Origin of the sequence: Salisediminibacterium halotolerans, assembly GCF_003814815.1 — a bacterium.
In the GTDB taxonomy this organism is placed as follows: Bacteria; Bacillota; Bacilli; order Bacillales; family Salisediminibacteriaceae; genus Salisediminibacterium; species Salisediminibacterium halotolerans.
In genome coordinates this window covers 32,760-57,896 of sequence record NZ_RKQQ01000007.1, presented here as the reverse complement: position 1 = coordinate 57,896, position 25,137 = coordinate 32,760, and the positions used below count along the sequence as shown (strand labels likewise).

Annotated in this window: 22 protein-coding genes, 1 riboswitch and 1 other annotated feature; of the genes, 7 read left to right on the top strand and 15 right to left on the bottom strand. The window is 47.6% G+C overall.

Annotated elements, in window-relative coordinates:
• Nucleotides 1-121: 121 nt before the first annotated feature.
• Nucleotides 122-439, top strand: a complete 318-nt coding sequence (locus EDD67_RS12430) for a winged helix-turn-helix transcriptional regulator (RefSeq protein WP_093073291.1) — start codon at nucleotides 122-124, stop codon at nucleotides 437-439.
• A 77-nt stretch (nucleotides 440-516) separates the two neighbouring features.
• On the opposite strand, the gene EDD67_RS12425 is transcribed toward EDD67_RS12430, so the two are convergent.
• The gene (locus EDD67_RS12425; RefSeq protein ID WP_121440548.1) at nucleotides 517-2,133 is read right to left on the bottom strand and encodes a putative polysaccharide biosynthesis protein; all 1,617 of its coding nucleotides are present in this window, start codon (nucleotides 2,131-2,133) and stop codon (nucleotides 517-519) included.
• A gap of 109 nt (nucleotides 2,134-2,242) precedes the next feature.
• Nucleotides 2,243-2,644, bottom strand: a complete 402-nt coding sequence (locus EDD67_RS12420) for a secondary thiamine-phosphate synthase enzyme YjbQ (RefSeq protein ID WP_121440549.1) — start codon at nucleotides 2,642-2,644, stop codon at nucleotides 2,243-2,245.
• Nucleotides 2,645-2,857: 213 nt separating this feature from the next.
• On the opposite strand from EDD67_RS12420, the gene EDD67_RS12415 reads away from it, so the two are divergent.
• Nucleotides 2,858-4,138, top strand: coding sequence for a BaiN/RdsA family NAD(P)/FAD-dependent oxidoreductase (locus EDD67_RS12415; protein WP_093073285.1), 1,281 nt, complete (start codon nucleotides 2,858-2,860; stop codon nucleotides 4,136-4,138).
• Between the two features lie 47 nt (nucleotides 4,139-4,185).
• Here EDD67_RS12415 and leuS read toward each other — a convergent pair whose 3' ends face one another.
• Complete coding sequence (leuS, locus tag EDD67_RS12410; RefSeq protein ID WP_093073281.1) at nucleotides 4,186-6,606, bottom strand: leucine--tRNA ligase; 2,421 nt, start codon at nucleotides 6,604-6,606, stop codon at nucleotides 4,186-4,188.
• A 75-nt stretch (nucleotides 6,607-6,681) separates the two neighbouring features.
• Nucleotides 6,682-6,901, bottom strand: a binding site (T-box leader).
• Nucleotides 6,902-7,070: 169 nt separating this feature from the next.
• Here leuS and mnmL point away from each other — a divergent pair.
• Both mnmL and mnmM read left to right on the top strand, forming a co-directional pair.
• Entirely contained in the window at nucleotides 7,071-8,018 is a 948-nt protein-coding gene (mnmL, locus tag EDD67_RS12405) for a tRNA modification radical SAM protein MnmL/YtqA (protein ID WP_121440550.1), read from the top strand.
• A gap of 6 nt (nucleotides 8,019-8,024) precedes the next feature.
• Nucleotides 8,025-8,606 carry a tRNA 5-(aminomethyl)-2-thiouridylate-methyltransferase MnmM gene (mnmM, locus tag EDD67_RS12400; RefSeq protein WP_121440551.1) on the top strand — a complete coding sequence of 194 codons (582 nt, stop codon included), beginning with the start codon at nucleotides 8,025-8,027 and terminating at the stop codon, nucleotides 8,604-8,606.
• A gap of 24 nt (nucleotides 8,607-8,630) precedes the next feature.
• Here mnmM and EDD67_RS12395 read toward each other — a convergent pair whose 3' ends face one another.
• Complete coding sequence (locus tag EDD67_RS12395; RefSeq protein ID WP_277872135.1) at nucleotides 8,631-9,695, bottom strand: tetraprenyl-beta-curcumene synthase family protein; 1,065 nt, start codon at nucleotides 9,693-9,695, stop codon at nucleotides 8,631-8,633.
• Nucleotides 9,692-10,510, bottom strand: a complete 819-nt coding sequence (locus tag EDD67_RS12390; protein ID WP_093073275.1) for an alpha/beta hydrolase — start codon at nucleotides 10,508-10,510, stop codon at nucleotides 9,692-9,694. Before EDD67_RS12390 ends, EDD67_RS12395 begins: the two co-directional genes overlap by 4 nt.
• 132 nt (nucleotides 10,511-10,642) lie before the next feature.
• Here EDD67_RS12390 and EDD67_RS12385 point away from each other — a divergent pair, with 132 nt between their 5' ends.
• Nucleotides 10,643-11,176, top strand: coding sequence for a gamma carbonic anhydrase (locus EDD67_RS12385; protein ID WP_318272125.1), 534 nt, complete (start codon nucleotides 10,643-10,645; stop codon nucleotides 11,174-11,176).
• 64 nt (nucleotides 11,177-11,240) lie between these two features.
• Here EDD67_RS12385 and metK read toward each other — a convergent pair whose 3' ends face one another.
• Nucleotides 11,241-12,458, bottom strand: coding sequence for a methionine adenosyltransferase (metK, locus tag EDD67_RS12380; RefSeq protein ID WP_093073273.1), 1,218 nt, complete (start codon nucleotides 12,456-12,458; stop codon nucleotides 11,241-11,243).
• A 161-nt stretch (nucleotides 12,459-12,619) separates the two neighbouring features.
• Nucleotides 12,620-12,739, bottom strand: a riboswitch (SAM riboswitch).
• Between the two features lie 273 nt (nucleotides 12,740-13,012).
• On the opposite strand from metK, the gene pckA reads away from it, so the two are divergent.
• Entirely contained in the window at nucleotides 13,013-14,596 is a 1,584-nt protein-coding gene (gene pckA, locus EDD67_RS12375) for a phosphoenolpyruvate carboxykinase (ATP) (protein WP_121440552.1), read from the top strand.
• Nucleotides 14,597-15,098: 502 nt separating this feature from the next.
• Here pckA and EDD67_RS12370 read toward each other — a convergent pair.
• The 7 genes from EDD67_RS12370 to EDD67_RS12340 all read right to left on the bottom strand — a co-directional run bounded on the left by EDD67_RS12370 (nucleotide 15,099) and on the right by EDD67_RS12340 (nucleotide 21,406).
• Entirely contained in the window at nucleotides 15,099-15,866 is a 768-nt protein-coding gene (locus EDD67_RS12370; RefSeq protein WP_121438689.1) for an alpha/beta hydrolase family protein, read from the bottom strand.
• Nucleotides 15,863-16,366 (bottom strand): RNA deprotection pyrophosphohydrolase, encoded by a 504-nt coding sequence (gene ytkD, locus EDD67_RS12365; RefSeq protein WP_121438690.1) that lies wholly within the window; start codon nucleotides 16,364-16,366, stop codon nucleotides 15,863-15,865. The genes EDD67_RS12370 and ytkD overlap by 4 nt, the downstream gene beginning before the upstream one ends.
• 188 nt (nucleotides 16,367-16,554) lie before the next feature.
• Nucleotides 16,555-16,767 (bottom strand): twin-arginine translocase TatA/TatE family subunit, encoded by a 213-nt coding sequence (locus tag EDD67_RS12360; RefSeq protein WP_093073265.1) that lies wholly within the window; start codon nucleotides 16,765-16,767, stop codon nucleotides 16,555-16,557.
• 13 nt (nucleotides 16,768-16,780) lie between these two features.
• Nucleotides 16,781-18,712, bottom strand: coding sequence for a molybdopterin biosynthesis protein (locus tag EDD67_RS12355; RefSeq protein ID WP_121438691.1), 1,932 nt, complete (start codon nucleotides 18,710-18,712; stop codon nucleotides 16,781-16,783).
• A 14-nt stretch (nucleotides 18,713-18,726) separates the two neighbouring features.
• The gene (locus EDD67_RS12350) at nucleotides 18,727-19,962 is read right to left on the bottom strand and encodes a molybdopterin molybdotransferase MoeA (RefSeq protein ID WP_093073261.1); all 1,236 of its coding nucleotides are present in this window, start codon (nucleotides 19,960-19,962) and stop codon (nucleotides 18,727-18,729) included.
• Between the two features lie 27 nt (nucleotides 19,963-19,989).
• Nucleotides 19,990-20,589: a molybdenum cofactor guanylyltransferase gene (mobA, locus tag EDD67_RS12345; protein WP_093073259.1), complete on the bottom strand. Its 600-nt coding sequence runs from the start codon at nucleotides 20,587-20,589 to the stop codon at nucleotides 19,990-19,992.
• Nucleotides 20,590-20,608: 19 nt separating this feature from the next.
• Nucleotides 20,609-21,406 (bottom strand): formate dehydrogenase accessory protein FdhE, encoded by a 798-nt coding sequence (locus EDD67_RS12340; RefSeq protein WP_093073257.1) that lies wholly within the window; start codon nucleotides 21,404-21,406, stop codon nucleotides 20,609-20,611.
• A 148-nt stretch (nucleotides 21,407-21,554) separates the two neighbouring features.
• On the opposite strand from EDD67_RS12340, the gene EDD67_RS12335 reads away from it, so the two are divergent.
• Complete coding sequence (locus EDD67_RS12335; protein ID WP_121438692.1) at nucleotides 21,555-22,442, top strand: polysaccharide deacetylase family protein; 888 nt, start codon at nucleotides 21,555-21,557, stop codon at nucleotides 22,440-22,442.
• 46 nt (nucleotides 22,443-22,488) lie between these two features.
• Here the strand turns inward: EDD67_RS12335 and EDD67_RS12330 are convergent, their stop codons facing one another.
• Both EDD67_RS12330 and EDD67_RS12325 read right to left on the bottom strand, forming a co-directional pair.
• Complete coding sequence (locus tag EDD67_RS12330) at nucleotides 22,489-22,926, bottom strand: universal stress protein (RefSeq protein ID WP_093073253.1); 438 nt, start codon at nucleotides 22,924-22,926, stop codon at nucleotides 22,489-22,491.
• A gap of 404 nt (nucleotides 22,927-23,330) precedes the next feature.
• Nucleotides 23,331-25,022 (bottom strand): methyl-accepting chemotaxis protein, encoded by a 1,692-nt coding sequence (locus EDD67_RS12325; protein ID WP_121438693.1) that lies wholly within the window; start codon nucleotides 25,020-25,022, stop codon nucleotides 23,331-23,333.
• Nucleotides 25,023-25,137: the final 115 nt, after the last annotated feature.

Sequence of the window (25,137 nt, the reverse complement as noted above, 5' to 3'; positions counted from 1 at the left end):
CCATATCCTTTACAAACAAACAGTAAACCACTTATTTTTAGTTAGTAACACTCTATTAGTGTGCTTTATTGCTGTTTCATATGATACAATGAGATTACGTAAAGATTAGGAGTGATCACAAATGACAAAAATCGATTTGTGCCCCAAATTCGAATCCGCTTTTCAGCTCCTCGGTCAACGCTGGAACGGGCTGATCATCCGCGTGCTGCTTGAGCACGGAGCAGCGCGTTTTCGACATTTATCTGTGAACATTCCCGCTATGAGCGACAAAATGCTTGTGGACCGGCTGAAACAGCTGGAAGATGCCGGGATCGTTCAACGCCGCGTTTACCCTGAAACACCGGTAAGAATCGAATATGAGCTGACGGAAAAAGGAAAGTCTTTAGAGCCGGCGCTTAATGAAATCCAACATTGGGCGGAACAATGGATAAACGAATAACATCTAGGCAGCAAACCGCGATTAGAAAAAGACTGATTCATTGTCATTAAGCAAATGACGCGAATCAGTCTTTTTATTTACTCTTTTTTCAATCCCGGAAAACGCTCGCCTAATACCATTCCCGCTAAACCGGAACGATAGCTTAAATAAACATAAACGACGAGCCCGCTTCCGACTGTGATCACTAAAATCATCACGGATTCCGTCCAGACATAAATCGAGAGCCACCGTGTAAGACCGGCATAAATATAAGCCACTGTCGCACCCATTACTGCAGAAAATCCTGTTATGAGCAGCAGGCGCTTCCAAATCACCGCATAGTCATAAGCGGCGAATTTGCCGATCGCGTACATATTAACAGCAATCGCAAGCACATATCCTCCGCCGGTAGACAGCACTGCTCCCGTCGCGTCAAACCATCCAATAAACAGCTGGTTCGTTAGCAGTTTAAATAACACACCGATGCTTAAAGCAATCACCGCGTACATTTGTCTGTTGATTCCTTGCAAGAGCGAAGCGGTTACGGCGAACACACTGAAAGCAACGGCAACCGGCGCGTAACGCGTTAAAATATAGCCGCCGACATCAACATCTTCCGCTGAAAATAACGTCGTATAAATCGGATCTGCTAAAACAGCAAGACCGACAGCAGCTGGAATACTTAAAAAGAAAATGATTTGATACGCCTGTGTGATCGTCCGGTGCAAACGCTCATTATCCTCGTTTATATACGCATTCGTAATTGTCGGCAAAATCGTTAACGACATCGCTGTTGCAACGGAGACAGGGATCATAATCAATTTATGCGATGCCTGAGTAAACGCTGCATAATACTTTTCCGCCTGTTCCAACGTGTAGCCGATATCAAGCATTGCAGGATTGAATGTCAGCAAATCCACCGTTTGATAAAGCGGAATCGCCAAACCGACAAACGAAATCGGAATCGCATAACGAAAGAGTTCCTTATACATCGCCGGAAGCGGAATTTGAAAATCTTCAGCGGATTCGGCCGCCTGCTGATCAAGAGCACGTTTGCGCCGGTACCAATAAGCAAGCAGCACAGCGAGTCCGCCGAGTGCGCCGACAAAAGCTCCGAATGTTGCAAACCCGACCGCTGTGCCTAAATCACCGTTAAACACTTCGATAATTAAGTAGGTCAATACAAGAATAAAAGCAATCCGGACAATTTGCTCGACAACTTGTGACAGAGCCGTCGGTCCCATCGACTGATGTCCTTGAAAATAACCGCGGATGATTGCCATCACCGGCACAACCAGCAATGCAACACTCACCATCCGGATCGTAAAGACCGCATCATCAACCGTATTGCCGTCGAGACTGTCGGGATCAAGCACATGTCCGGCGATAAGCGGCGCTAGTAAAAACAGCACCATAAAAGCGAAAAAACCCGTCGCGCTCATGACAACCAAACCGGATTTTAACAGCCGCTGTCCCGTTCTGTAATCACCCAACGCGTTATATTTCGAGACAAATTTGGACACTGCCAAAGGCACACCCAGTGTCGCTAAACTTAACAGCACCGTATAAGGGGTGTATCCGTATGTATATAAAGCCAGCCCTTCAAGACCGACAATCGCCTGAAAGGGGAAGATGTAAATAAGCCCGAGCATTTTCGTCATAAAAATGCCTGCTGATAATATCATTGTACCGCGAATAAGCTGTTGATCTGACATGTATCTGCTCCGTTCTATACAAGATTCCAAATGATTGTATCATATTTCCGCGTCAGGAAAACAGAAAAGACCGCCTTCCGCATGCTTAACGGGAAGACGGCTTGGCAGCTTATCCGGACATGACTTTAACGTGAACAGTTCGGTTTCGCGGTCCGTCATATTCGCAAAAATAAATCCCCTGCCACGTGCCGAGAAGCATTTCACCGCCGGTAATGATCACCGGCTGCGAAGCGCCGACCGTGCTCGTCTTCATATGGGACGCGGTATTTCCTTCCATATGACGATCGGCGGGATCTTTCCAAGGGTATACGTTATCAAAACGCTGAATCATATCCGTTTTTACATCCGGATCGGCATTTTCATTAATCGTAATGCCGGCTGTCGTATGCGCGGAATAAATATAGACGATCCCTTCTGTCACTCCGCTCTTTTGCACCGTTTCGTTAACCGCTCGGGTAATATCAATCATCTCTGCATGCGCCTTCGTATTAATCGCGTGTTTTTCAAGCATTGCAGTCCCTCCCAGAAATTTCATTAGTTTCACTTTATCATACGATCGGTTAGACAGGCTACGCCTGTTCAGCGATCCGCCTTCCCCTTTCATAAGCGCCGGTACAAACTGCGCTAACAGGTCAACCCATACACAAACAGCAGAATCTGATATAATACGCACTAAAGACACGAATTTCACATGAAAATGCTCACACTGGAAAGGATGTACACGATGAAAGATGTCATTGTCGTCGGCGGCGGACCGTCTGGGTTAATGGCCGCAGCTTCCGCAAAAATGCATGGAGCGGATGTTCTCTTGCTGGATAAAGGGAATAAACTCGGCAGAAAACTTGCTATCTCCGGCGGGGGCCGCTGCAATGTAACAAACCGCGCGCCGTTAGAAGAACTGATCCGCCATATCCCGGGAAACGGTCGATTTATGCACAGTCCGTTTTCTGTTTTTAATAACGAAGATATTATCCGTTTTTTCGAAAATTTAGGCATCGATTTAAAAGAAGAAGATAACGGGCGGATGTTTCCCGTCAGCAATAAGGCCGCCGATGTTGTCCGCGCCATGCTTAACCATCTTCAAGCAATCGGTGTTGAACTGCAAAAAAACACGCATGTCAATGATTTACTCGTCGACCGCTCATCTCAAGCTGTTTCCGGGGTGAAACTTCAGGACGGCACTGAGATTAAGGCGCGAGCGGTTATCATTGCTGCCGGCGGTAAATCCGTTCCTGAAACCGGATCAACAGGGGACGGGTATCCATGGGCCGAAAAAGCCGGGCATACGATCACTGATTTATTCCCGACAGAAGTGCCGATTACGTTAAACGATGCATTTATAGCAGATAAGACGCTCCAAGGGTTATCCTTGCGAGACGTTTCACTTAGCGTCATCGACCCTAAAAAAGGGAAAGCGCTCAAAACTCACCGGGGCGATTTTATCTTCACACACTTTGGTATTTCCGGTCCGATCGCGCTCAGATGCAGCCAATACGTTGTAAAGGCCAAAGCGAAACACGCTGTCGACCAAATCGCTCTTACTGCTGACTTATTTCCCGATGATCAGGAAGAGAGCCTGATTGCGAAAACAGCCGAGCAATTGAAAGAAGGTGAGAAAAAAGCGGTAAAAAACACGCTTAGCGGCGTTTTGCCCGAGCGGCTCCTTCAGCTCACCCTGGAAAGAACAGGCATCGAACCCGGAACGGCGAGCCTGCACCTAAGCCGCGCTGACGTGCAGAAATGGAGTCAGCTCGTGAAACGGTTTCCTTTAACCGCAACCGGGACCCTCTCGATCGAAAAAGCGTTCGTTACCGGGGGCGGTGTAAGCTTAAAGGAAATCGAACCAAAACGAATGGCTTCGAAATTCACTTCCGGTTTATACTTTAGCGGCGAAGTGTTGGATTTACACGGGTATACAGGCGGCTATAACATCACGGTTGCTTTTTCAACCGGTTATACTGCAGGAAAAGCAGCCGCCGAACATATCCATGTATTATCACAATAGCGAGGACAAAAAAAACGCCTCCAAATCAGGAGGCGTTTTTAAGTGTGTTAATTTGCGACAATATTGACGAGTTTTTCCGGAACAGCAATGACTTTGCGCACCGTTTTGTCTGACAGCTCTTCTTGGATACGCTCAATATTCAGCGCCTTTTCTTCCATTTCTTCTTTCGTCGCATCTTTTGCGATCGTCAGTTTCGAACGGATTTTCCCATTTACCTGAACGATAATAACGACTTCATCTTCAATCAGCAAAGTTTCATCATACACAGGCCACGTCGCATAAGAAACCGTTTCTTCATGACCGAGCCGGCTCCAAAGCTCTTCAGCAATATGCGGAGCAACTGGAGACAGTAATTTAACAAACCCTTCCAAATGACTTTTTGATAAGGTTTCCTGCTTATACGATTCGTTGATAAATACCATCAGCTGCGAAATTCCTGTATTAAATCGCAGCGAGGCAAAATCTTCGCTGACTTTTTTAACCGTTTGATGATATAAGCGGGTCATCTCTTCCGATGCCTGAGTGTCTTGAATAACCGGATTCAACTCACCGTTCTCGCCGGTGATGAAAAGACGCCACACACGGTCAAGAAACCGGCGCGCTCCGTCAAGTCCTTTCGTGCTCCAGGCAACGGCGGCATCGAGCGGTCCCATAAACATTTCGTATAAGCGGAGGGTGTCCGCGCCGTGAGTGTGCAAAATATCATCCGGATTTACAACGTTGCCTTTCGATTTGCTCATTTTTTCGCTGTTTTCCCCGAGAATCATCCCTTGATTGTACAGCTTCTGGAACGGCTCTTTCGTATTCACTGCACCGATATCGTAGAGGACTTTATGCCAGAAACGGGCGTAAAGCAAGTGCAGCACAGCATGTTCAGCACCGCCGACGTAAATATCTACAGGAAGCCAGTGCTGCAATTTTTGCGGGTCAGCCAGCTGTTCTTCGTTGTGCGGATCGACATAGCGCAAATAATACCAGCAGCTTCCGGCCCATTGCGGCATCGTGTTCGTCTCGCGGCGGCCTTTCATCCCCGTTTCAGGGTCGGTGACAATCAGCCAGTCTTCATTATTGGCAAGCGGTGATTCGCCGGTGCCGGATGGCTTGAACTCATCCATCTCCGGCAGGGTAAGCGGCAGTTTATCTTCAGGAACATGAGTCATCGAGCCGTCTTCCCAATGAATAATCGGAATCGGTTCGCCCCAGTAACGCTGCCGGCTGAAGAGCCAATCGCGCAGACGGTACGTCACCTTGCCTTGACCTTTTTCGTGTTCTTCCAGCCAAGCAACCATCGCTTTGATCGCTTCGGCATTATCCAGGCCGTTTAAAAAGTCAGAATGAATGTGTTCACCGTCGCCGTCGTAAGCAGCCTGTGATACATCGCCGCCGGCAACCACTTCTTTAATCGGCAGTTCAAATTTTGCGGCAAACGCATAATCCCGTTCGTCATGCGCCGGGACAGCCATGATCGCGCCGGAGCCGTAATCGGCAAGAACGTAATCCGCAATCCAGACCGGAACCTCTTCGCCGGTGACCGGATGGATCGCATAACCGCCGGTAAACACGCCTGTCTTTTCTTTTTGCGCATCGGTCCGTTCAATTTCGGATTTATTCGTGACTTCTTCAATGTATGTTTGCACTGCTTCTCGCTGATCATCCGTTGTCACGCGCGAAACTGCGTCATGTTCCGGAGCAAGCACCAAATACGTCGCACCGAAAAGCGTATCCGGACGCGTTGTAAACACATCGATCGTTTCGCCGGTTGCTTCGAGAGTAAAATACACATCTGCACCTTCAGAACGGCCGATCCAGTTGCGCTGCATATCTTTGATGCTTTCCGGCCAATCCAGTTCTTCCAAGTCTTCCAGTAAACGATCGGCGTAAGCAGTGATCTTCAGCATCCATTGTTTCATCGGGCGATTTTCCACCGGATGGCCGCCCCGTTCGCTGACTCCGTCGATCACCTCTTCATTGGCCAGCACCGTTCCAAGCGCCGGGCACCAATTGACCGCCACTTCATCAATGTAGGCTAGACCTTGTTTATACAGCTGAATAAAAATCCACTGTGTCCATTTGTAATAATCTTCATCCGTGGTATTGACTTCTCTGTCCCAATCATATGAAAAACCGAGCGCTTTGATTTGACGGCGAAAATTCGCAATATTTGCTTCTGTAAATTCGCGCGGATGTTTTCCCGTATCAAGCGCGTATTGCTCGGCAGGCAATCCGAACGCGTCCCACCCCATCGGATGAAGAACATTGTAACCTTGCATTCTTTTCATGCGCGATAAAATATCTGTTGCTGTATAGCCTTCCGGGTGACCGACATGCAATCCTGCCCCGGATGGATACGGAAACATATCGAGCGCATAAAATTTCTTTTTTGATGCATCTTCAACGGTTTTAAACGTTTTATTATCTTCCCAATACTGCTGCCATTTGCGTTCTAACTGCTGGTGATCAAATGCCACGCAAAACAACCTCCCCAAACCATTAATTTAATACAATGCTGTGCAAAAGCAGAAAACCCCCCGCCTCTGGTTTAAGCCAGGGACGAGAGGTCGATATATTCGCCTTCCCGCGGTACCACCCACGTTAGCAATGATTCATTGCTCACTTTCGTCTGATAACGGAGACATCCGTCCTGACAGGAACCGCCCTGCCGGCAACTCCGAGGTGAGTTCAAACGCATTCCGGTTAACTCTCAGCTGCCGTTAACTCTCTGGATCGTAATGACGCTTTACTGCTCCTCTTCTACGTTTTCATTCGTTATGCCTATCTGTTAATTGTATGCATCGAAACCTGCCGTGTCAAGATCACAGCAAGTTAATCCGTTCGCACTAAATGTTGCCGGCTGTTCAAAATTCACGCTCGTTGCTAGGCACAATCTGTGATAGGATCAAAACGGACGCAACCGTTCGGAGGGGGAATTTTCGTGCAAGACAGCGTTTTATACAATCAATTCGGAGATAAACGTTACTTAACTTGGAACTGGCATTTAAAGTCGCGGTTCGGAGAAAAAATCTTTAAAGTCCCGATCGATGCCGGTTTTGACTGTCCGAACCGCGACGGCACCGCAGCCTATGGGGGATGTACATTTTGCAGTGCGAGAGGATCCGGAGATTTTGCCGGCGACCGCCGAGATGATATTCGCGATCAATTTCATCACATTAAAGATCGGATTCACCGTAAATGGAAACAAGGAAAATACATGGCTTATTTCCAAGCGTACACAAACACCCACGCTCCTGTCGAAACGTTGAAACAGCGGTTTGAGCCGATTTTATCTGAACCGGGCGTCATCGGCATTGCGATTGGAACGCGCCCCGATTGTCTTCCTGATGAAGTGGTCGACTACCTCGCTGACTTACATGAGCGGACGTATCTTTGGGTAGAATTAGGACTGCAGACCGCACACGATCAAACCGGCAGACGCATCAACCGCGCTCACGATTTCGCCGCTTACAAACAAGGTGTGGCGAAACTGCGAAACCGGGGAATTCGTGTTTGCTGCCACATTATTAACGGCCTGCCCGGGGAAACCGAAGCGATGATGAAACAAACAGCAAAAGAAGCCGCTAAATTGGATATCCAGGGAATGAAAATACACTTGCTTCATGTGCTGAGTAATACGCCGATGGCAAAAGAATATGAAAACGGTTCTCTCACATTAATGGATAAAGAATCTTATATCCAAACCGTCTGCGATCAGCTCGAGCTTCTCCCCCCTGATATCATTATTCACCGCGTGACCGGCGACGGTCCGCAAGAACAATTAATCGGGCCGTTGTGGAGCCGGAAAAAATGGGAAGTTTTAAACGGCATCGATGATGAACTGAAACGGCGCGACAGTTTCCAAGGGGAATTTTATACGAAAGGATAAACCGTTATGAGTCTTCACCGGGCATTGCCCTTTGCAAAAAAACTGCTGAGTGAACATACACCAGAAGGCGGGATCACTGTGGATGCAACGGCCGGAAACGGCCACGATACGATCGATTTGGCGAAGCTTGCCGGTCCGGCCGGTACAGTCTACAGTTTCGATATTCAACACGCTGCGATTGAAGCGACACAAAAAAAATTAACCGATCATAAGCTCGACGGCCGTGTCGTGTTAGTTAACGACGGCCATGAAAATATGAAAACCTACATTGCACCTGAACATGCGGGGCGAATCGATACTGCCGTGTTTAACCTCGGTTATTTACCCGGGAGCGATAAAACGGTCAGCACGCAAGCAGACACGACGATTGCTGCGATTGAAACGTTGTTAACCAGCTTACGCCCCGGCGGCATCATCGTGCTGGTCATTTATCACGGCCACGAAGAAGGGCGCCGTGAAAAAGAAACATTAATGACCTACCTCGCCAGCTTGCCGCAAGAAAAAGCAGATGTACTGCTGTACGCTTTTTTGAACCAAAAAAACGAACCGCCGTTTTTGGCAGCGATTGAAAAAAAAGCAGACGCTTAACCGGGAACCGGAGCGTCTGCTTTGTTAGGTTTTGCTTAAGCGGCGGTACACCCATCCGTTCAGATAGAAGAATACTGAGGCCTTTCCGCCGCTCGTTAAGATTCGGCGGCGACGCCGTTTTAACCGGCCGTTTTCCTTCACTTTCGGATCCGCCAAATATATTGCCAACAGACCTCCGGCCACACGGCGGTGAAAACCGGCGTCAGGTAAAGCTTGAAGCTGTGAAACGGCCCGGTGATAAAAGCGGGTAAGCCCGTGAATTAACGCATCTTCATCCGGATAGTAAAAACAAAAATTCAAATCACCTTCCCGTGCATCTTCATCTTGGTCGATGAAATAGTCGAGCATAATATGCAAACCTTGCATCCAAGGAAAATAGCGTTCATATATACGAGAAGCATCCAACGCAGTAAAACCAGCGCTCCCTGCCGCATAAGAAGCTAAACAAAAAATACCGAGCGTCGACCCTGCCGCAGCGGAAAATTCATACCAGCTTAACTCAGCGCTTTCTTTTGGATGAGCTTTATACCAAGATGTCAGCCTCTTGACCCGTTCCTCTTCGGCCACATGTTTATGTATTTGCAAATCTCCGTATAGCGAAGCAAGCTTCAGCGTGTACGGCTTGGCCTGCCGGTAAAACGGAAATGATTCAGCTTTTTCCTGACAATTTTTCACCAGCGCTTCAAGATAGCCGCCGTCATCTTGTTCGGCACGGAAACGGTAGTACCGTTTGACCGGAACTCCGGGCTGGAGAGCATCCGTCAGCGCTTCGTGGAGTGCTGTGAAATCAAGCGGGTTAAGCGATGTGCTCCGGTCGCATAAATTATCTAAATAATCGCTGATCGTCTGATACGAAACGATAAAAGAAACTGCATCGAAAAACTTCTCACCTGCAAGCAATGCATAAATCGCTCCGCCTTCACAATGAAAAGTTTTATCAGCAATGCTTGCAAGTGCCTGACTGCGAAGTTCCGGGTCGGGAATATTTTCAGCTCGGTTTCTCCAGACAGCTAATTCACGGTGCACGGCCGGGAGAACCCGTTTATATATGCGATACATCATAACAGGAGAATTTAACGGGATGTTCACGTGACATGCCCTCCATAACGAGCCCGAGACAAATGCATCGCCGTAAAACCGAGCATATGCATCAGCACTTGATGTTTTTCCGGTTCGTTTAAAACTTCGTGATACAATCCCGGCCACTCTTTATAATATTTCGTGTCAATATCGAGTTCATTAAACCATTTGCGGACAGCTGTTTTATCAACAATTCGGTCGTCGCCTGCCTGCGAAATAAAAACCGGCATATTCGGCATCCGGCTGATTTCAGCATGCACTGTATCCATCGCTTCCGCGAGTTCCCGGTACCAGCGGACACTGACGTATTTCACGAGCAGATCATCATTTTGATCCCTGCGGCGCATCCATTCATCGCGCGTTCCGGAACCCGGCTCTAAATTTGACGGAAACATCAATTTCGGCAAAAACGGATTTAATACTTTCGAAAGAACTTTTTTCGGCAATCCGGGAGCTTGAAAAAGCGCGAAACACGGAGAGGACAGCAAGAGCAAATCGGGCCGCTGCTTTGAAGCAAGCCGCAACATCGTCCTGACAGCAATCAGTCCGCCCATGCTGTGTCCGAACAAAACGACCGGAAGCTTGTATGTACGCGCCTCTTCAAGCCAAAGAGAGACTTGAACTGTATATTGATCAAACGCTTCGATATGGCCTCTCGGCCCCTCTGTCAAGCCTTGTCCGGGCAAATCTCCCATAACAACGTGGTAACCTGCCTGATTTAATTGATTAATAAACCATTCGTAGCGGGCATGATACTCTCCCGCCCCGTGCACAAGAACAAACACGCCTTTAGGCATCTCATCGCCAGTTTCCCATTTCCACATACGTCCTTCACTCCTTTTCGTTACCTATCTTCTCCCTCGCAAGCTCTTTTCGTCAAGTGCCAGCTGTTATCGGCATTTGATTTTTGTTACAATTTATTTGCACGAATTAGCTCTCTGACAGGAGGGAAGACGATGATTCAATACCCATACAACGGGATAACGCCGTCGATTGATCCGACAGTTTACGCAGCAGAAGGCGTCGTTATTACAGGAGACGTTCAAGTAGGCGCGTATGCCAGCATTTGGTTCAACACAGTGATTCGCGGCGATGTTGCTCCGACGATTATTGAGCGGGAAGTGAATATTCAAGATCAGTCGATGCTTCATCAAAGCGCCTCTTATCCGCTGCACATTAAAGAAGGCGCGTCGATCGGTCATCAGTGTATGCTGCACAGCTGTACAATCGGGACCGATTCGTTAATCGGGATGGGTTCAACGATTCTTGATGGAGCCGAAATCGGCGATAACGCCTTTATCGGCGCCGGCAGTCTTGTGCCGCCGGGAAAAACAATCCCTTCAAACACTCTCGCCTTCGGCCGGCCTGCTCAGGTTATCCGCGATTTAACAGCCGATGATTATGACGAAATCGCCAGGATTCGCAAAAGTTATGTTGAAAAAGGTCAGGCTTATAAAGAAGCGCAAGCAGCCAAGCGCGACCGCAATTAATAAAACCCCCCGTGCAATCAGAGGTTCGTTTCCTCCTCACTGCACGGGGGTTTGCTGTTTGAAATTATGCAGATGGATGTGCTTTAGCAAATGCTTCATCACGTATTGTATCGGCTTTATCGGTTTGCTCCCACGGAAGCTCAATATCCGTGCGTCCAAAGTGACCGTATGCTGCAGTCTTTTTATAAATCGGGCGACGCAGATCGAGCATTTTGATAATCCCTGCCGGACGAAGATCAAAATTGTTGCGAATGACGTCGGCCATGACATCTTCTTCGACCGTCCCGGTTCCAAACGTATCAATCGCAATCGACACCGGCTGAGCGACGCCGATCGCATAAGCCAGCTGAACTTCACAGCGGTCAGCCAACCCGGCTGCCACTATATTTTTCGCTACATACCGCGCTGCATAAGAAGCAGAACGGTCCACTTTTGTTGCATCTTTTCCGGAAAAGGCGCCGCCGCCGTGACGGGCATATCCTCCGTAGGTATCGACAATGATCTTTCTGCCTGTCAAACCGGCATCTCCTTGCGGACCGCCGATGACAAAGCGGCCGGTCGGATTAATAAAATACTTTGTATTTTCATCAAGCAGATGACCCGGCACAACAGGCCGAATGACATGTTCAAGCACATCGGACTTTATTTGTTCCAGTTCGACCTTCGGATGATGCTGTGTGGAAACAACGATCGTATTAATTCGTTTCGGATGGCCGTCTTCGCCGTATTCGACCGTTACTTGCGTCTTGCCGTCCGGCCGCAAATACGGAAGCGTGCGATCTTTTCGCATCTCTGACAGCCGGCGCGACATTTTATGCGACAGCGAGATCGGAAGGGGCATTAATTCTTCCGTCTGATTATCGGCATAGCCAAACATCAGCCCTTGATCGCCGGCGCCGATCGCTTCGATTTCATCATCTGTCATTTGACCTTCGCGCGCCTCCAGCGCTGTATCAACGCCTTGGGCGATATCTGCGGATTGCTCATCAATCGAAGTCAACACTGCGCACGTCTCTGCGTCAAAGCCGTATTTAGCTCTCGTATACCCGATTGAATGAAGAGTTTCGCGGACGATACTCGGAATATCGACATACGTCGTAGTCGTAATTTCTCCTGCCACGAGTACAAGCCCTGTATTTACGGTCGTTTCACAAGCTACACGCGCGTTTGGATCGTTTTTCAACAACTCATCAAGAATGGCATCGGAAATTTGATCGCAAATTTTATCCGGATGGCCTTCTGTGACTGATTCGGACGTGAATAATCTGGTTTTTTCTGCCAAAGTGTGTACCTCCTCTTATGCTTATGCCGCTTACGGCTTTGTATTCCACGGTACTCCTTTCCCCTCTACGGGGCGGGATGATGGCATCACGAATAAGGTTTCATTTCATAAAAAAGACCTTCTCCCTGCAGAGGAAAAGGTCGAACGCGTTTGCCTTTCACCTCTTATCGGTCAAGACATATACGAAGACATGTCTTGCAGGTTAGCACCGTTCACCTTTTTCGGCGGTGATGGTTGCTGCGCTTCACAGGGCCTGTCCCTCCGCTGTCTCGGGATAAGAGTATCCGTACGGAAGTAGAATAACTGATTTATATGTTCGTGTCAACAGACGCGCACTTGTCCCGCATGAATGAAACGCATAAAAAATGACTATTTAATGGCAATCTTTAAAAAAGTGTTGTGAATTTATTCACAAAGGGTATTAGGGAAGTAACCGATAAATTCACCCTAATATTTGTATGTACTTTTAGGCAATTATGTTATACTATTGTAAACATCATTGATCGGAGGTTTCGTCTTGAGCTTTTATAACGATGATAAAGGCGGGGATAACAATGAGCATGCTTCATTTTGACGCTGAGCTGACAAAAATTCTGCAAGGAGAAAATTGTCGGAACCAGCTGCCGACCGCAGCTTTGGTAGAAAAATCTTTAGAGCGCGGCGAAGGGATTCTTTCCTCAACAGGCGCTCTGCGTGTATTAACCGCTCCTTACACCGGCCGCTCGCCGCGGGACAAATTTATCGTCGATGAGTTGTCTGTCCGTGACGAAGTTGACTGGGGAAATGTCAATTGCTCTGTTTCTGAAAAAGTTTTTGACAAGCTTTACAGGAAAGTTTTAGATCATCTTCAAGCGCAAGACGAATTATTTGTCAGAATCGGCATTGCCGGAGCTGATCCTGATTACCAGCTCCCGATTCGAATCGTGAACGAACGGGCTTGGCATAACATGTTTGTCCAGCAGCTGTTCCTGCGTCCGGACGAAGAAACAGCCAAACAGACGATCCCCGAATTTACGATTTTATCGGCCCCGTCATTTAAAGCTGTCCCTGACATTGACGGAACACGATCGGAAGCTTTTATTATTGTATCCATGGAAAAGAAAATCGTTTTAATCGGCGGAACGGAATACGCAGGAGAAATGAAAAAATCAATTTTTTCTGTGATGAACCATTTAATGCCGAAAAAAGGGGTTCTTCCGATGCATTGCTCGGCGAACATCGGGCCGGAAGGTGACGCGGCGTTGTTTTTCGGCCTGTCAGGCACAGGGAAAACAACTCTTTCAGCCGAGCCGGAGCGAAGTCTGATCGGCGACGATGAACACGGTTGGTCTGCTAACGGTATTTTCAACTTCGAAGGCGGCTGCTATGCAAAATGTATCGACTTGTGCGGTGAAAAAGAGCCGGAAATATTTCAAGCGATCCGTTTTGGCGCTGTTTTGGAAAACGTCGTTCTTGATAAAAAAACTAGAGCGCCGAATTATTGCCGCTCGGATTACACGGAAAATACCCGAGTCGCTTACCCAATCGATCATATTACGAATTCAGCCCGGCCGAGTATCGCAGGCCACCCGTCAGCAGTGATATTTTTAACAGCGGACGCATTCGGCGTTTTACCGCCGATCAGCCGCCTGACAAGGGCGCAAGCGATGTACCATTTCCTGTCCGGTTACACAAGCAAACTCGCCGGGACAGAACGGGGGATCACATCGCCTCAAGCGACTTTTTCGACGTGTTTTGGCGCTCCGTTTTTGCCGCTGCATCCGACTGTTTACGCAGAGATGCTCGGCAATAAGATGCTCGAACACAATACGGATGTTTATCTTGTGAATACCGGCTGGTCAGGCGGGGCTTACGGCACCGGAGAGCGCATCGCGCTGAAGCATACGCGGGCAATGATCCGGGCTGCTTTAAACGGCGAACTGGATTCAGCCGAAACGGTAACGGATCCGTTTTTCGGTCTGAGCGTCCCTGTAGAATGCCCGGGAGTTCCTGATCACATCTTGCTCCCGCGGGAGACATGGAATGATCCAGCAGATTATGATCTTAAAGCGAGAGAACTGGCGGACAAATTCCGTGATAATTTTAAAAAATATGAGAACGTTCCCGAAGAAATACATCGCGGCGGACCGCCGGCATAAAACAAGCACGCCCGCATACCGGGCGTGCTTCAGATTGTAGACAAATTATTAGTTTGACGTAAGCCACGCAACCACTTACCCTCCGCTTGCCCCGGGCAAGGACTCAGCTAGTATTCGGCGGCCTGAGACCGCCGAATCCGGCTCTTCGTCTCTTGCTTTCCCGGAGGCGTCGGAGGAGTGGATGCGTGGCTTCCTTTATGATGAATACACTCGATTCAAAGAAGGAGGATGACCCAGCATCCCGGCTTAATCCTGCGGGATAGCGAGACAGGCGAGACCCTGCAGGGCAAGCCCGAAGCGGCTCGGCGCTCGCCCGCGGACTAGTAAGACACGGCGAAGTCTTTTTGAGCCGATGTCGCAGTGATACCTTCAGGTGAAAGAAGCCGGACGATGCGTCGTCATCCGTTCCTTTTATTATGACATCTATCAATGTCACGCCTTTGTCAACACTCTAAAGCACGCCCGCATACCGGGCGTGCTTGTTCGCTTTTTTTTAGAGTGTTTACTGCTTCAGCTGCCGGCACAAACGTTTCGTTTCAGCCAGCTGATCGCTTGCCTTCATGCGATGCGACTGACCGTAAAGCGCACGAAACGAAACGTCTTTATCCAGCTTGAGCAAAGCTTCATTCAGCTCGGCTGCATGGCGAAACGACACATGCTTGTCATGCGTTCCGTGAATGATGAAAATCGGGCAAGAGATTCGTTCAGCAAAATAAAGCGGGGATCGTTCTTTATAAATTTCAGCAGATTGCTCGGGCGGACCGGAAAACGTTCGGCGCAGCATTTTTCTTAAATCAGGACGTTCCTGATACATTAAAAAGCAATCCGCTACCCCTCCCCAAAACGTCACTGAAGCGGAAACTCTGTTAACCGCCGTCAATCCTGCCATAATACCGCCGCGAGAAAAACCGACGATATGAATTGTTGCCTCGCCGGTTAAATATTCCTGTAAAACATCAAAGCCGGAAAAAGCATCTTCCCTGTCGCGCCCGCCAAAATCTTCTTCGCCCTCTCCGCCCTCATTCCCGCGGTAATAAGGAGCAAATACAGTGAATCCTTCATTCGCAAATTGCGTAAGCCGCGGTATCCGCACCATTCCGATATGCTTAATTCCTCCGCGCAAGTAGAGAATACCCTCCCCGCAATTTTTATGCTGCGGTGTAACAAGCAATCCTTTTACACGGCAGTCGCCCGAACGGTAAGTAATTTCGTGTAACAGAAATCTCGCTGATGACGATACGAGCTGCTCGCTTCTCATCACTCTGGTCATTGAAAAACCGGCCGCCCGTCTTGAAAATAACGGCGGAGGATTTCATCCATACTGTATTCCAACACGCTGTCTTTCATAATAAAACTGTAGCGATGGTTTGTACGGACATCCGCAGGGAGCGTTTTCATTAACTTTGGCCCTTTCGTTTCAAAATAATTTTTCTTATCAATCATTTCGCTGACAACGGCAAAATAAACATTCTTAATAACCGTTTCTTTTTTTCCGGCCACTTTGTACTGGCCGATATATTCTAATGAAGACACGACCCCGCCGGTCTCTTCAAATACTTCACGCACAGCCGCATCTTCCGGTTTTTCTCCCGCCTCCACTTTTCCGCCTGGAAATTCAATACCTCTTGAAGGATGATGCGTCAGCAGCCAGCTTCCTTTGAACCATGCAACTACCCACACATGTTTCGGTTCAACAGAATAGGGGTGGTCGTTTGTCGAAAAATAAACTTCATTTCGGTAATAATCATAAAAGCGATATTCATTTTGCATCTTATCCCTCCAAGCACCGCTTCCGAATTATCATCGTTCACTTAACTGATATCCTTTTATTTTACTTCCCAAGCCTCTCTTGTGCAAAACTTTCCTGCTCTGACAGTTTGCTTTCATCCGCAGCTTACGCGAAAAATAAAAACCAGCTGTTTTACCGGGTTCCCGGCAACAGCTGGTTTTACAATAGATTATTTCTCGTCGTCTGTGATTTTTTTTGCTTCCGATTTAATTTCTTCAACCGGCTCGCTGACTTCATTTGTCAGTTCCTTCGTTGATTTCTTAAATTCCTTCAATGTTTGACCGACAGCCTTTCCCATCTCCGGCAGTTTGCTCGGACCAAAAATAATCAACGCAATCACAAGAATTAACACCAAACCCGGAATACCAATGTTTGAAATCATCTTATCCCCTCCTTTAAAAAGTTAACCGCTCCGCTTCAGCCTCATGTTTAACTGTATATCCGCCTAGGTTTTCTACTCGTTCTTTGAATGCGGAGCTTTTCAAGATCTCATAAATGAACTGCCCTTCAGTCTGCTCAAAAAATTCCGCTGTCATAATCAAATCATACGACTCTTCACTCACCGGGATAAACTCACATTGCATGGCATCAGCGGCGGAAAAAATCCCCATCCCCGCCGCATCGCTTCGGGAAGCAACTTCAGCTGCAACGCTGAGATGAGTATACATTTCCCGTCCATACCCTGTGATCTCATCCGGAGAAATGCCTTCTTTTTTCAGCAAATGATCAAACAGCACCCTCGTTCCTGCACCTTTTTGCCGGTTTATATAATGGATCTTCTTTGCAGCTAAATCTTTTAACGACTGGATGTTGTTCGGATTTCCTTGCGGGACAATCAGACCTTGCAACCGTTTTAAAAATGGAATCCGTACGATCGTCATCCCGTTTAAATATTTATGCAAATACGGCAGGTTGTAATCACCGCTCTGCGGATCGAGCAAGTGAATGCCTGTCAAATGAGCTTCGCCTCTTCGTACCGCCATAATTCCGGCCATGCTTCCGGTATGAGATGCCGATACGCTTAATGGCGGTGTTGTTCGCTCTCTTAACAGGGCGGATAAAACATCAATCGACAGATCGTGACTTCCTGAGAACAAGACAGCGCGGTCAATCTCATTAAGGGGCCGCATCAATTCTGCTTCTACCGTCTCTCCTTGTTCGATGCCGAGTTTCTCAGCAGGGATTATAACTATACCGTCTGCTTTTACTAACGACATCGTAACGCTCGCCGACCGCGTCATCGGATTGGCAATATAAGTATTTCCTGCTTTGCCGATATTGACGCGGATAAAATCCTCTGATCCCATCGACGAAGTCATTCGGCGCCCTGCCTTAACCTGGAGCGTTTCTTTATCAGGGACCGGCAATCCTTGTTGAGCAAAAAGCAGCGGACGGACAAACCAGTCCATAACAAAATAAGCGGATACAGGGTACCCCGGCACACCGATGACCGGCGTATCCTTGATTTCACCGATGATTACCGGTTTCCCGGGTCTCGTTGCTATCCCGTGCGTTAAAACAGTGCCGAGCTCTGCAATCATTTCCCTGGTATAATCTTTGGCGCCGGCAGAAGAGCCGGCATTGATGATAACGATATCCGCTGCCGCCGCTCCATCAGCTAGCGCCTTGCGAATCGTTTCCTTATCATCTTTAACAATAGGATGCAGGTGCGGATTTCCGCCCCACTGTTTGATCAATCCGGAAAAAATCGTGCCGTTAAACTCGATCAGTTTCCCCAGTTCCGGGGTTTCTGCCGGCGAAATCAATTCGCTTCCGGACGGGAAAATCGCAACGTTTGGTGTACGCATCACATCCACTTCGTCAATTTGAGCTGCCAGCATCGCGCCTGTATCAATCGGCCGGATTTGATGTTTAGCCGGCAAAATCATTTCACCGTAAGTGACGTCTTCACCAATCGGACGAATATGCTGCCACGGAACAGCAGGTTCGATGATTTCTATTTCACCGGGACTGATATCCGTTTCGTTTATATGTTCAATCATAATAACAGCATCGAACGAAGCTGGAATCGCATGTCCCGTATCCACGTAAACAAAATCTTCATTTTCCGTGAAACGAAGCGGCGCGGATTCATGAGCCGTTTCTGTCTTTGCTGCGTTAACAGCAATCCCGTCCATAGCCGAAGCGTGAAAATGCGGATTCGAAGCCGAAGCAAAAACCGGAGCTGCCGTCACCCGTCCGGCAGCATTTTGAACGGGAATACGTTCAGATGAACGGCGGTCTTTAAAAAGCTCTAAACATTCTTCCAGCGCTTCCATCCTCGGTTTATCTTGCAAGTAAATCGTCCGTTCTTGTTTGCGCTTCATCCGAAGTCTCCTCCTTAAATGAAATAGTGAACTGTAACCGTTTCGCCTTGAAGAACACCTTCTTTTTGTTCCTCAATTTCCAACAAACCGTCACTTTTCACTAATGTCTTCACCAAGCCGGACTTGCCTAAAACCGGAACCGCTTTCGGAACCGCTGTTTCTGTGTCTAATGTAACACGGATAAAGTCGGTGCGGCCGGGCGAAGAAGGAATATTTTGTGACACTGTCGCTGTTGTTGTAAAGGACGAAGCTTGTGTTTGCCCAAGCAGGCGGGCAATAATCGATTTGCCAAACATCTGAAAGATCACCATTGCTGAACCGGGATGTCCGGGAAGACCAAGGACCGGTTTGTTTGAGCTCACGGCAAAAATCGTCGGTTTCCCAGGCTTGACAGACAACCCGTGAACAAGCATCCCCGGATTTTGATCGCCAAGCGAGGTCATCACCTCTGTGGTGAAATCTTTCGTGCCGACAGAACTTCCTCCGCTTAAAATGACCATATCGCATCTCTCAAATAACGCCGATGCTTTTGCAAGATAATCGTTTCGCTCATCTTTCGCAATCTCTGAGATTTCCGATTTGCCGCCCATCGCTTCGATCATCGCCGGAATCGTGACTCCGTTTACATCACGAATTTCCCCTTCTTGCAATGACGGTGTATCGTAAGGAACAATTTCATCGCCGGAAGACAAATAGCCGATGACCGGCTGCCGATAAACGTTTATTTCCGTAATGCCCAGCGAGGCAAGAGTGCCGGCCTCTTGCGGTCTGATCACTCTCCCGGCTTTAAAAAGAATACCATCTTTCTCACAATCTTCGCCGCGCCAAATAATGTTTTCATTTTTAGCTGCCGGTTTCATAACGGTGAGCAAATCGTCGAACATTTCCGCGTCTTCAATCATGACAACGGCATCCGCTCCTTCAGGAATCATTGCTCCTGTCGGAACATACACCGCTTCACCTGGACGCACTTTGATTGATGCAGCTTTTCCCATCTCTACTGCGCCGGCATCGTTTAAAAAGGCAGGCATCGCTTCGCCGGCCCCATATGTATCTGCTGCCTTTAAAGCATACCCATCAACTGTTGAACGGGAAAAGGCCGGAACATCTTCGCGGCTTTTCACGTCTTTTGCCAGCGTACGGCCTTGTGCACACGATAGCAACACGTCTTCTGTCATACGTTGAGACGGAACATATTCTTCAATCAATTCTCGCATTCTTTTTACCGATTGCACTTGAAAGAATTCCATTCAAAGCCTCCCTCTGCATTACCTCTATCATTGGTTTTTGGCCCATTGATAATCTTCCGGACGGTTCATATTGTAAAAAGCTTTCGATATGTCTTCGTCGGTCATCCCAAGGTTGCGGAAAAATTCAGCATTTAAATAGGTCACCTGAGTTTCCTCGAGCAACCCGGTCATCCGGTGCTCGCCGTCTGCCAGTTTTTTTTCAACTTTTGCTTGCAACGAATAGTGATACAGTGCAAACAGCGGGTGTTTCACCCCGTGAATTTCCGGTACAACAGCTTGCCCGTTCCCTGTATCCGCCTTCTCAATCAGCGCTCGGACGACACGCAGGTCAGGAAACGGCAAATCGCAAGATGATAAAAATACCCAACCGCCGGAAACAGCTGAGAAAGCCGCATCTAAACCGGCTAACGGGCCGCATCCTGGATAGCGGTCGATGACTTTTTCTGTGCGTAAAAAGGAAAACTGATCGGGTTGGTTCGTCACGAGCAGCATACGGTCCGTCTCTTCACTCAGAACGGCAATTAACCGTTCCACAAGCGCCTCTCCGCCGATCGTCAAGAGCGCTTTATTCGCTCCCATCCTCCGCGATTCACCGCCGGCCAGAACCGCTCCAGTCAATTGTTCCATGTCATTCCCTCCGTCTTTTTTAATGAGGTGATTCACCGCCGTAACCTTCTTCTTGAGCAACAAAATCAAGGTGGATCGTTTGAAGATCAAGCAGCGATGCTTGCTGCATCTTCAATTCTTCAGCCGGGTTAACGACTTTCAAATAGTTGCTGCACGTTTCACAGACTTCAAGTTTGGCTGTTTCGTCTTCTTTGATATTAATATAAAAGAGATGCTCTGTGCGGTCATCACCGCAATGCACACACGCCACACGCTTTTGCTTCCATTCCGTTTCGCAGCGCGGACAGCGCAAATATTTCCAGCCGAATTCGTCTAAAATCGCTACCCGGTGGGGTTCACCGCAGCATGGGCACGTCCCCATCACGTCAAATTCTTGAATAATCGCAGCGACTTTATCGGCGAGCAGCTGCATAAACGGACGCAAGCTCTGTTCCGCGAGAAAATGAGGAAGCCAGTCGGACACGCCGTGATCTGCCGCCCAGCGCTGAAAGTACCTGTCATTGAACGTCACGCTTTCTTTTATCCATTTCAAAATCGTTTCATCAGTTAAACCTGCGGCAATCATATTTACGTCTTCATCAAGCGACGGCTGATACATAGTAAGCACTTCTGCCATATCCTTGATTGTCTCACGAAATAAAGCACCGGGAACGGGAGAAAAATCCAATTGCGGTAAAACCGGGATCTCGCGATCGAGTGTTTGCTTCGTCACGTCCATAACCATCTTGTCATCGATCGCCGCTTTTACATCAGACTGTTTATTGATCAAAGCCGTTTGCAAAGCTATATATTCTTCAGAAACAACGTTCGGATTCATGATAATTTCCTCCTGCTTTCAGACTTATAATCATTATACCGCTGAGCATGAAAGCGCGTCCATCAAGAATAAGTAAATTTTGCGCTTTTCACTACTGAAGGATCCGCGTATACTGAAATTAAAATTGCGTAAGAGAAAGGACCCTCTGATGAAAATGCGTTTATGGATAACAGCAGCAATCTTTACAGCCGTTTCGGCCTTTTTTATACAGACATATTTCTCCTCTCCAAGTGAAAAATATGCTGCTTTTCACTCGGCCGAAAATTGGCTGACTGATCAATCCGAGCGGGAAAAGTCCGATCTTCAAGATGAACCGGCGGACCGGGCTTCGGAGATTCTCGCAACGCTTTCTGAACACGATCATGACGGGGGAGAGTTCGGTGTACATATTGACGGCGTAAAAAACCGTTTTGAAACAAATGAGCAGGAAATCGCGCTGACATTTGACTTATGCGGCGGAGATTTCGGCTCCGAATTGGATGAAGAACTTGTAGATTTCTTGCGAGACGAACAGATTCCCGCCGTTCTTTTTGTGAACAAAAGATGGCTTACAGAGAATGAAGAGCAATTCATCGATTTGTATGAAGACCCTTTGTTTACAATTGAAAACCATGGAACCGAGCATAAACCGCTCTCGGTCGAAGGAAAAGAAGCATGGGGCATTGACGGCACCGGCTCACCGGAAGAAGCTGTTGAAGAAGTCATGATAAACCAGCAGGCCATCTACGAACGTACTGGATACACACCGGAACTTTTTCGCTCCGGAACTGCTCATGTCGACGAATCATCCGTAGCGCTTGTGAACCGCCTCGGCTTAGAAACAGTCAATTACGATATTCTTGGCGATGCCGGTGCTACCTATAGTGCTGAGGAAGTAAAAGAATCCCTGCTTAATGCCGAAGCAGGTTCGATTGCTTTGCTGCATATGAATCAGCCAAACAGCGAAACAGCAGCAGGAGTTCAAAAAGCGGTCCCCGAACTGCAAGCAGACGGTTATGAATTTGTCGCCCTGGATAATAAAACGCTTGTCGATTAACGCCGATCATAAAAAACAGACCGTAACCGGACATACCGGTTGCGGTCTATTTTACGACGAGAACATCGACAGAACTGTAACGGACGATATTTTCTGATGTGCTGCCCATAACAAGCTGGTCATATGAATCAAGGCCGTTCGATCCGCAAATGATCATATCTGCACCGATTTGATCGATCAAATCGTATGTAATCACTGTCTTGGGATTGCCGCGTTCCACTTTAATCTGATAATTTTTCAAGCCGCTTGCTTCGATGAGCTCCATAATCGTTTCCTTCATCTTTTCTTCATGCTCTTTTAAAATTTCTTCGTATTGACTTGATTTTCGCACATCCATCTGAGGCGACCGCAAATCGGTAACATAAACAACCGATAACGAAGCCGTATTTCTCTTTGCGACATTCACTGCTTTTTTTAATGCTTTTTCTGCACTGACGGAACCATCATAAGCGACGAGAATATGTTTGTACTGATCATCGACCATAGTATCCCCTGCCCTTCACTGCGTTTGTTCCATTATAACGTAATATGAAAAAATTTTACACTGAGAATACATAAAAGTGCCCGCAAAGAAATAAGCAGGCACCTTCAGAGTGTTGACAAAGTCATGACATCAATAGATGTCATATTAAAAGGAACGGATGACGACGCATCGTCCTTCTTTGAATCGAGTGTATTCATAATAAAGGAAGCCATGCATCCACTCCTCCGACGCCTCCGGGAAAGCAAGAGACGAAGATCCGTATTCGGCGGTCTGATACCGCCGAATACTAGCTGAGTCCTTGCCCGGGGCAAGCGGAGGTTAGTGGCTGCGTGGCTTACGTCAAAATAATAATTTGTCTACAAGCTGAAGGTGCCCGCAAAGAAATAAACGGGCACCTTCATTTTTTACGTACGGTATTTTCGCACAATATCCTGAAGAGTTTCCGCTAACTGAGCAAGCTGGTTAGCAGAAGCATGTACTTCTTCCATGGAAGCATGTTGTTCTTCAGCGGAAGCAGCAACGTTTTGTGTATTTCCTGCAGACTGTTCAGCTGTTTTCGTTACCGTCTGAACAGAAGCCTGAACGTTGGCTGCACCGGTATTGATTCCATCTGCTGTCGTTTTTACTTTTTCCAACTGCGAAGAGATATCATCAATCGAGTCCGTCAATTTGTTAAACGCTGTACCGGCATTTTCAGCGTAGGTTTCCCCTGTTTTTACAGCTTTTCGGCCTGATGCCGTATACTCAGCGGACTGCTTGACTTGATCTTGCATTTCCGCGATTAATGTGCTGATTTCCTTTGTGGCGTTTGAGGTTTGTTCGGCCAGTTTGCGAACCTCATCCGCCACAACAGCAAATCCCTTGCCGTGTTCGCCTGCGCGCGCTGCTTCAATTGCCGCGTTAAGCGCCAGCAAATTCGTCTGTTCGGCCACATCATTAATCATTGAAACGATCGCATTGACTTTGCCGGAACGCTCTTGTAATTCATGAACAGAACGATCAATATTTTCAGTTAAATCGTTGATCTGATTCATTTGCGAAACTGTATCATTGACAACTTCTTTGCCTTTTCCCGCTTGTTCAGCAGCTCCTTGCGCTGTTTCATTCACGCGGCGAATTGTCTCAGTGATTTTGTTTATATCGTTGCTCATCGTCTGTACTATGCCTTCGTTATCATTTGCCTGTTCAAGCTGATTTTCAGCGCCTGAAGCGACTTCCTGAATCGATTCGGTAATCTCTTCAGTTGCTGTACTCGTTTCTGACGCACTGGCGAGCAGTTCTTCCGAGCTTGCAGCAACTTGCTCAGATGTATCATTTATTCTTGCAATGATTTCCTGCAGGCTTTCGATCATTACGTTCACAGATACAGCCATGCGGCCGATTTCATCGTTAGAGCGAATTTCGCGTTTTTCTGTTTGCAAGTTTCCTTTGCTGATTTCGTCCATTGCCTGTGATACGTCAATGATTGATGAAGAAATTTTCCGGCTTAATACATAAAAAGCACTCCCGCCCAGCAGGATAACGGCAGCTATAATCGCCAAAAACGTCACTGTGTTAGCATTTAAGATGCCTTGAACATTTTCTTCCGCTTCAACGGACTGCATCTGAACGACCTCAGCCAACTCAAGGGATTGATCGACGACATTGCCGCGAATTTCAGCAAGCTCATCTACCCGGCTGTTTTGGAGCGGACCGGCCTCGTCAGGCATTCGTTCAAGTAAATTATGGAATTGGAGCACTTGCGCTTCGATCGATAAAAGCAAGTTTTCCCCCTCTTCGGATCGCATCGTTCCTTCCAAGGCGGTTAAATGAGATTGCAACTGTTCGCTTTGTGATGCAAAATAAGCATCATCTCTTGCTTCGCCGGTGCGGATCGCATCGGTTTCAATAATATAAAGCGACCGTATCAGCGCCGCGACATCCCCTGCAATGAGAGCCCGTTGATTCTCTTCGGCATATGTATCCATTTCTTCGCTTACTTGGTTCATTTGCACGTATGTCACACCTGCTCCTGCAATAAGCAATATAACGACAAAACCGAAGATCGCAAATAATTTGTGCTGTATTTTCAGTTGGGTAAGCTTAAACTTGTTCACGTTAATCTCCTTTAGTTTGTCTGACTTCTGACACACTAATGATACCAAAGACTCAACCGTCTATGGTATCTCATTTTAAACATTCGAAAAACAAAGTAAAAAGTCCCGGTTTGAA

Coding starts and splice junctions, on each gene's coding strand:
- mnmM (WP_121440551.1), top strand. CDS start 8,025: ATGAGTCTTCACCGGGCATTGCCCTTTGCAAAAAAACTGCTGAGTGAA.
- EDD67_RS12340 (WP_093073257.1), bottom strand. CDS start 21,406: ATGAATCCGAACGTTGTTTCTGAAGAATATATAGCTTTGCAAACGGCT.
- EDD67_RS12335 (WP_121438692.1), top strand. CDS start 21,555: ATGAAAATGCGTTTATGGATAACAGCAGCAATCTTTACAGCCGTTTCG.
- EDD67_RS12355 (WP_121438691.1), bottom strand. CDS start 18,712: ATGAAGCGCAAACAAGAACGGACGATTTACTTGCAAGATAAACCGAGG.
- pckA (WP_121440552.1), top strand. CDS start 13,013: ATGAGCATGCTTCATTTTGACGCTGAGCTGACAAAAATTCTGCAAGGA.
- EDD67_RS12360 (WP_093073265.1), bottom strand. CDS start 16,767: ATGATTTCAAACATTGGTATTCCGGGTTTGGTGTTAATTCTTGTGATT.
- EDD67_RS12420 (WP_121440549.1), bottom strand. CDS start 2,644: ATGCTTGAAAAACACGCGATTAATACGAAGGCGCATGCAGAGATGATT.
- EDD67_RS12425 (WP_121440548.1), bottom strand. CDS start 2,133: ATGTCAGATCAACAGCTTATTCGCGGTACAATGATATTATCAGCAGGC.
- ytkD (WP_121438690.1), bottom strand. CDS start 16,366: ATGCAAAATGAATATCGCTTTTATGATTATTACCGAAATGAAGTTTAT.
- EDD67_RS12415 (WP_093073285.1), top strand. CDS start 2,858: ATGAAAGATGTCATTGTCGTCGGCGGCGGACCGTCTGGGTTAATGGCC.
- EDD67_RS12385 (WP_318272125.1), top strand. CDS start 10,643: ATGATTCAATACCCATACAACGGGATAACGCCGTCGATTGATCCGACA.
- EDD67_RS12330 (WP_093073253.1), bottom strand. CDS start 22,926: ATGGTCGATGATCAGTACAAACATATTCTCGTCGCTTATGATGGTTCC.
- EDD67_RS12430 (WP_093073291.1), top strand. CDS start 122: ATGACAAAAATCGATTTGTGCCCCAAATTCGAATCCGCTTTTCAGCTC.
- EDD67_RS12370 (WP_121438689.1), bottom strand. CDS start 15,866: ATGACCAGAGTGATGAGAAGCGAGCAGCTCGTATCGTCATCAGCGAGA.
- mobA (WP_093073259.1), bottom strand. CDS start 20,589: ATGGAACAATTGACTGGAGCGGTTCTGGCCGGCGGTGAATCGCGGAGG.
- EDD67_RS12350 (WP_093073261.1), bottom strand. CDS start 19,962: ATGGAATTCTTTCAAGTGCAATCGGTAAAAAGAATGCGAGAATTGATT.
- EDD67_RS12390 (WP_093073275.1), bottom strand. CDS start 10,510: ATGTGGAAATGGGAAACTGGCGATGAGATGCCTAAAGGCGTGTTTGTT.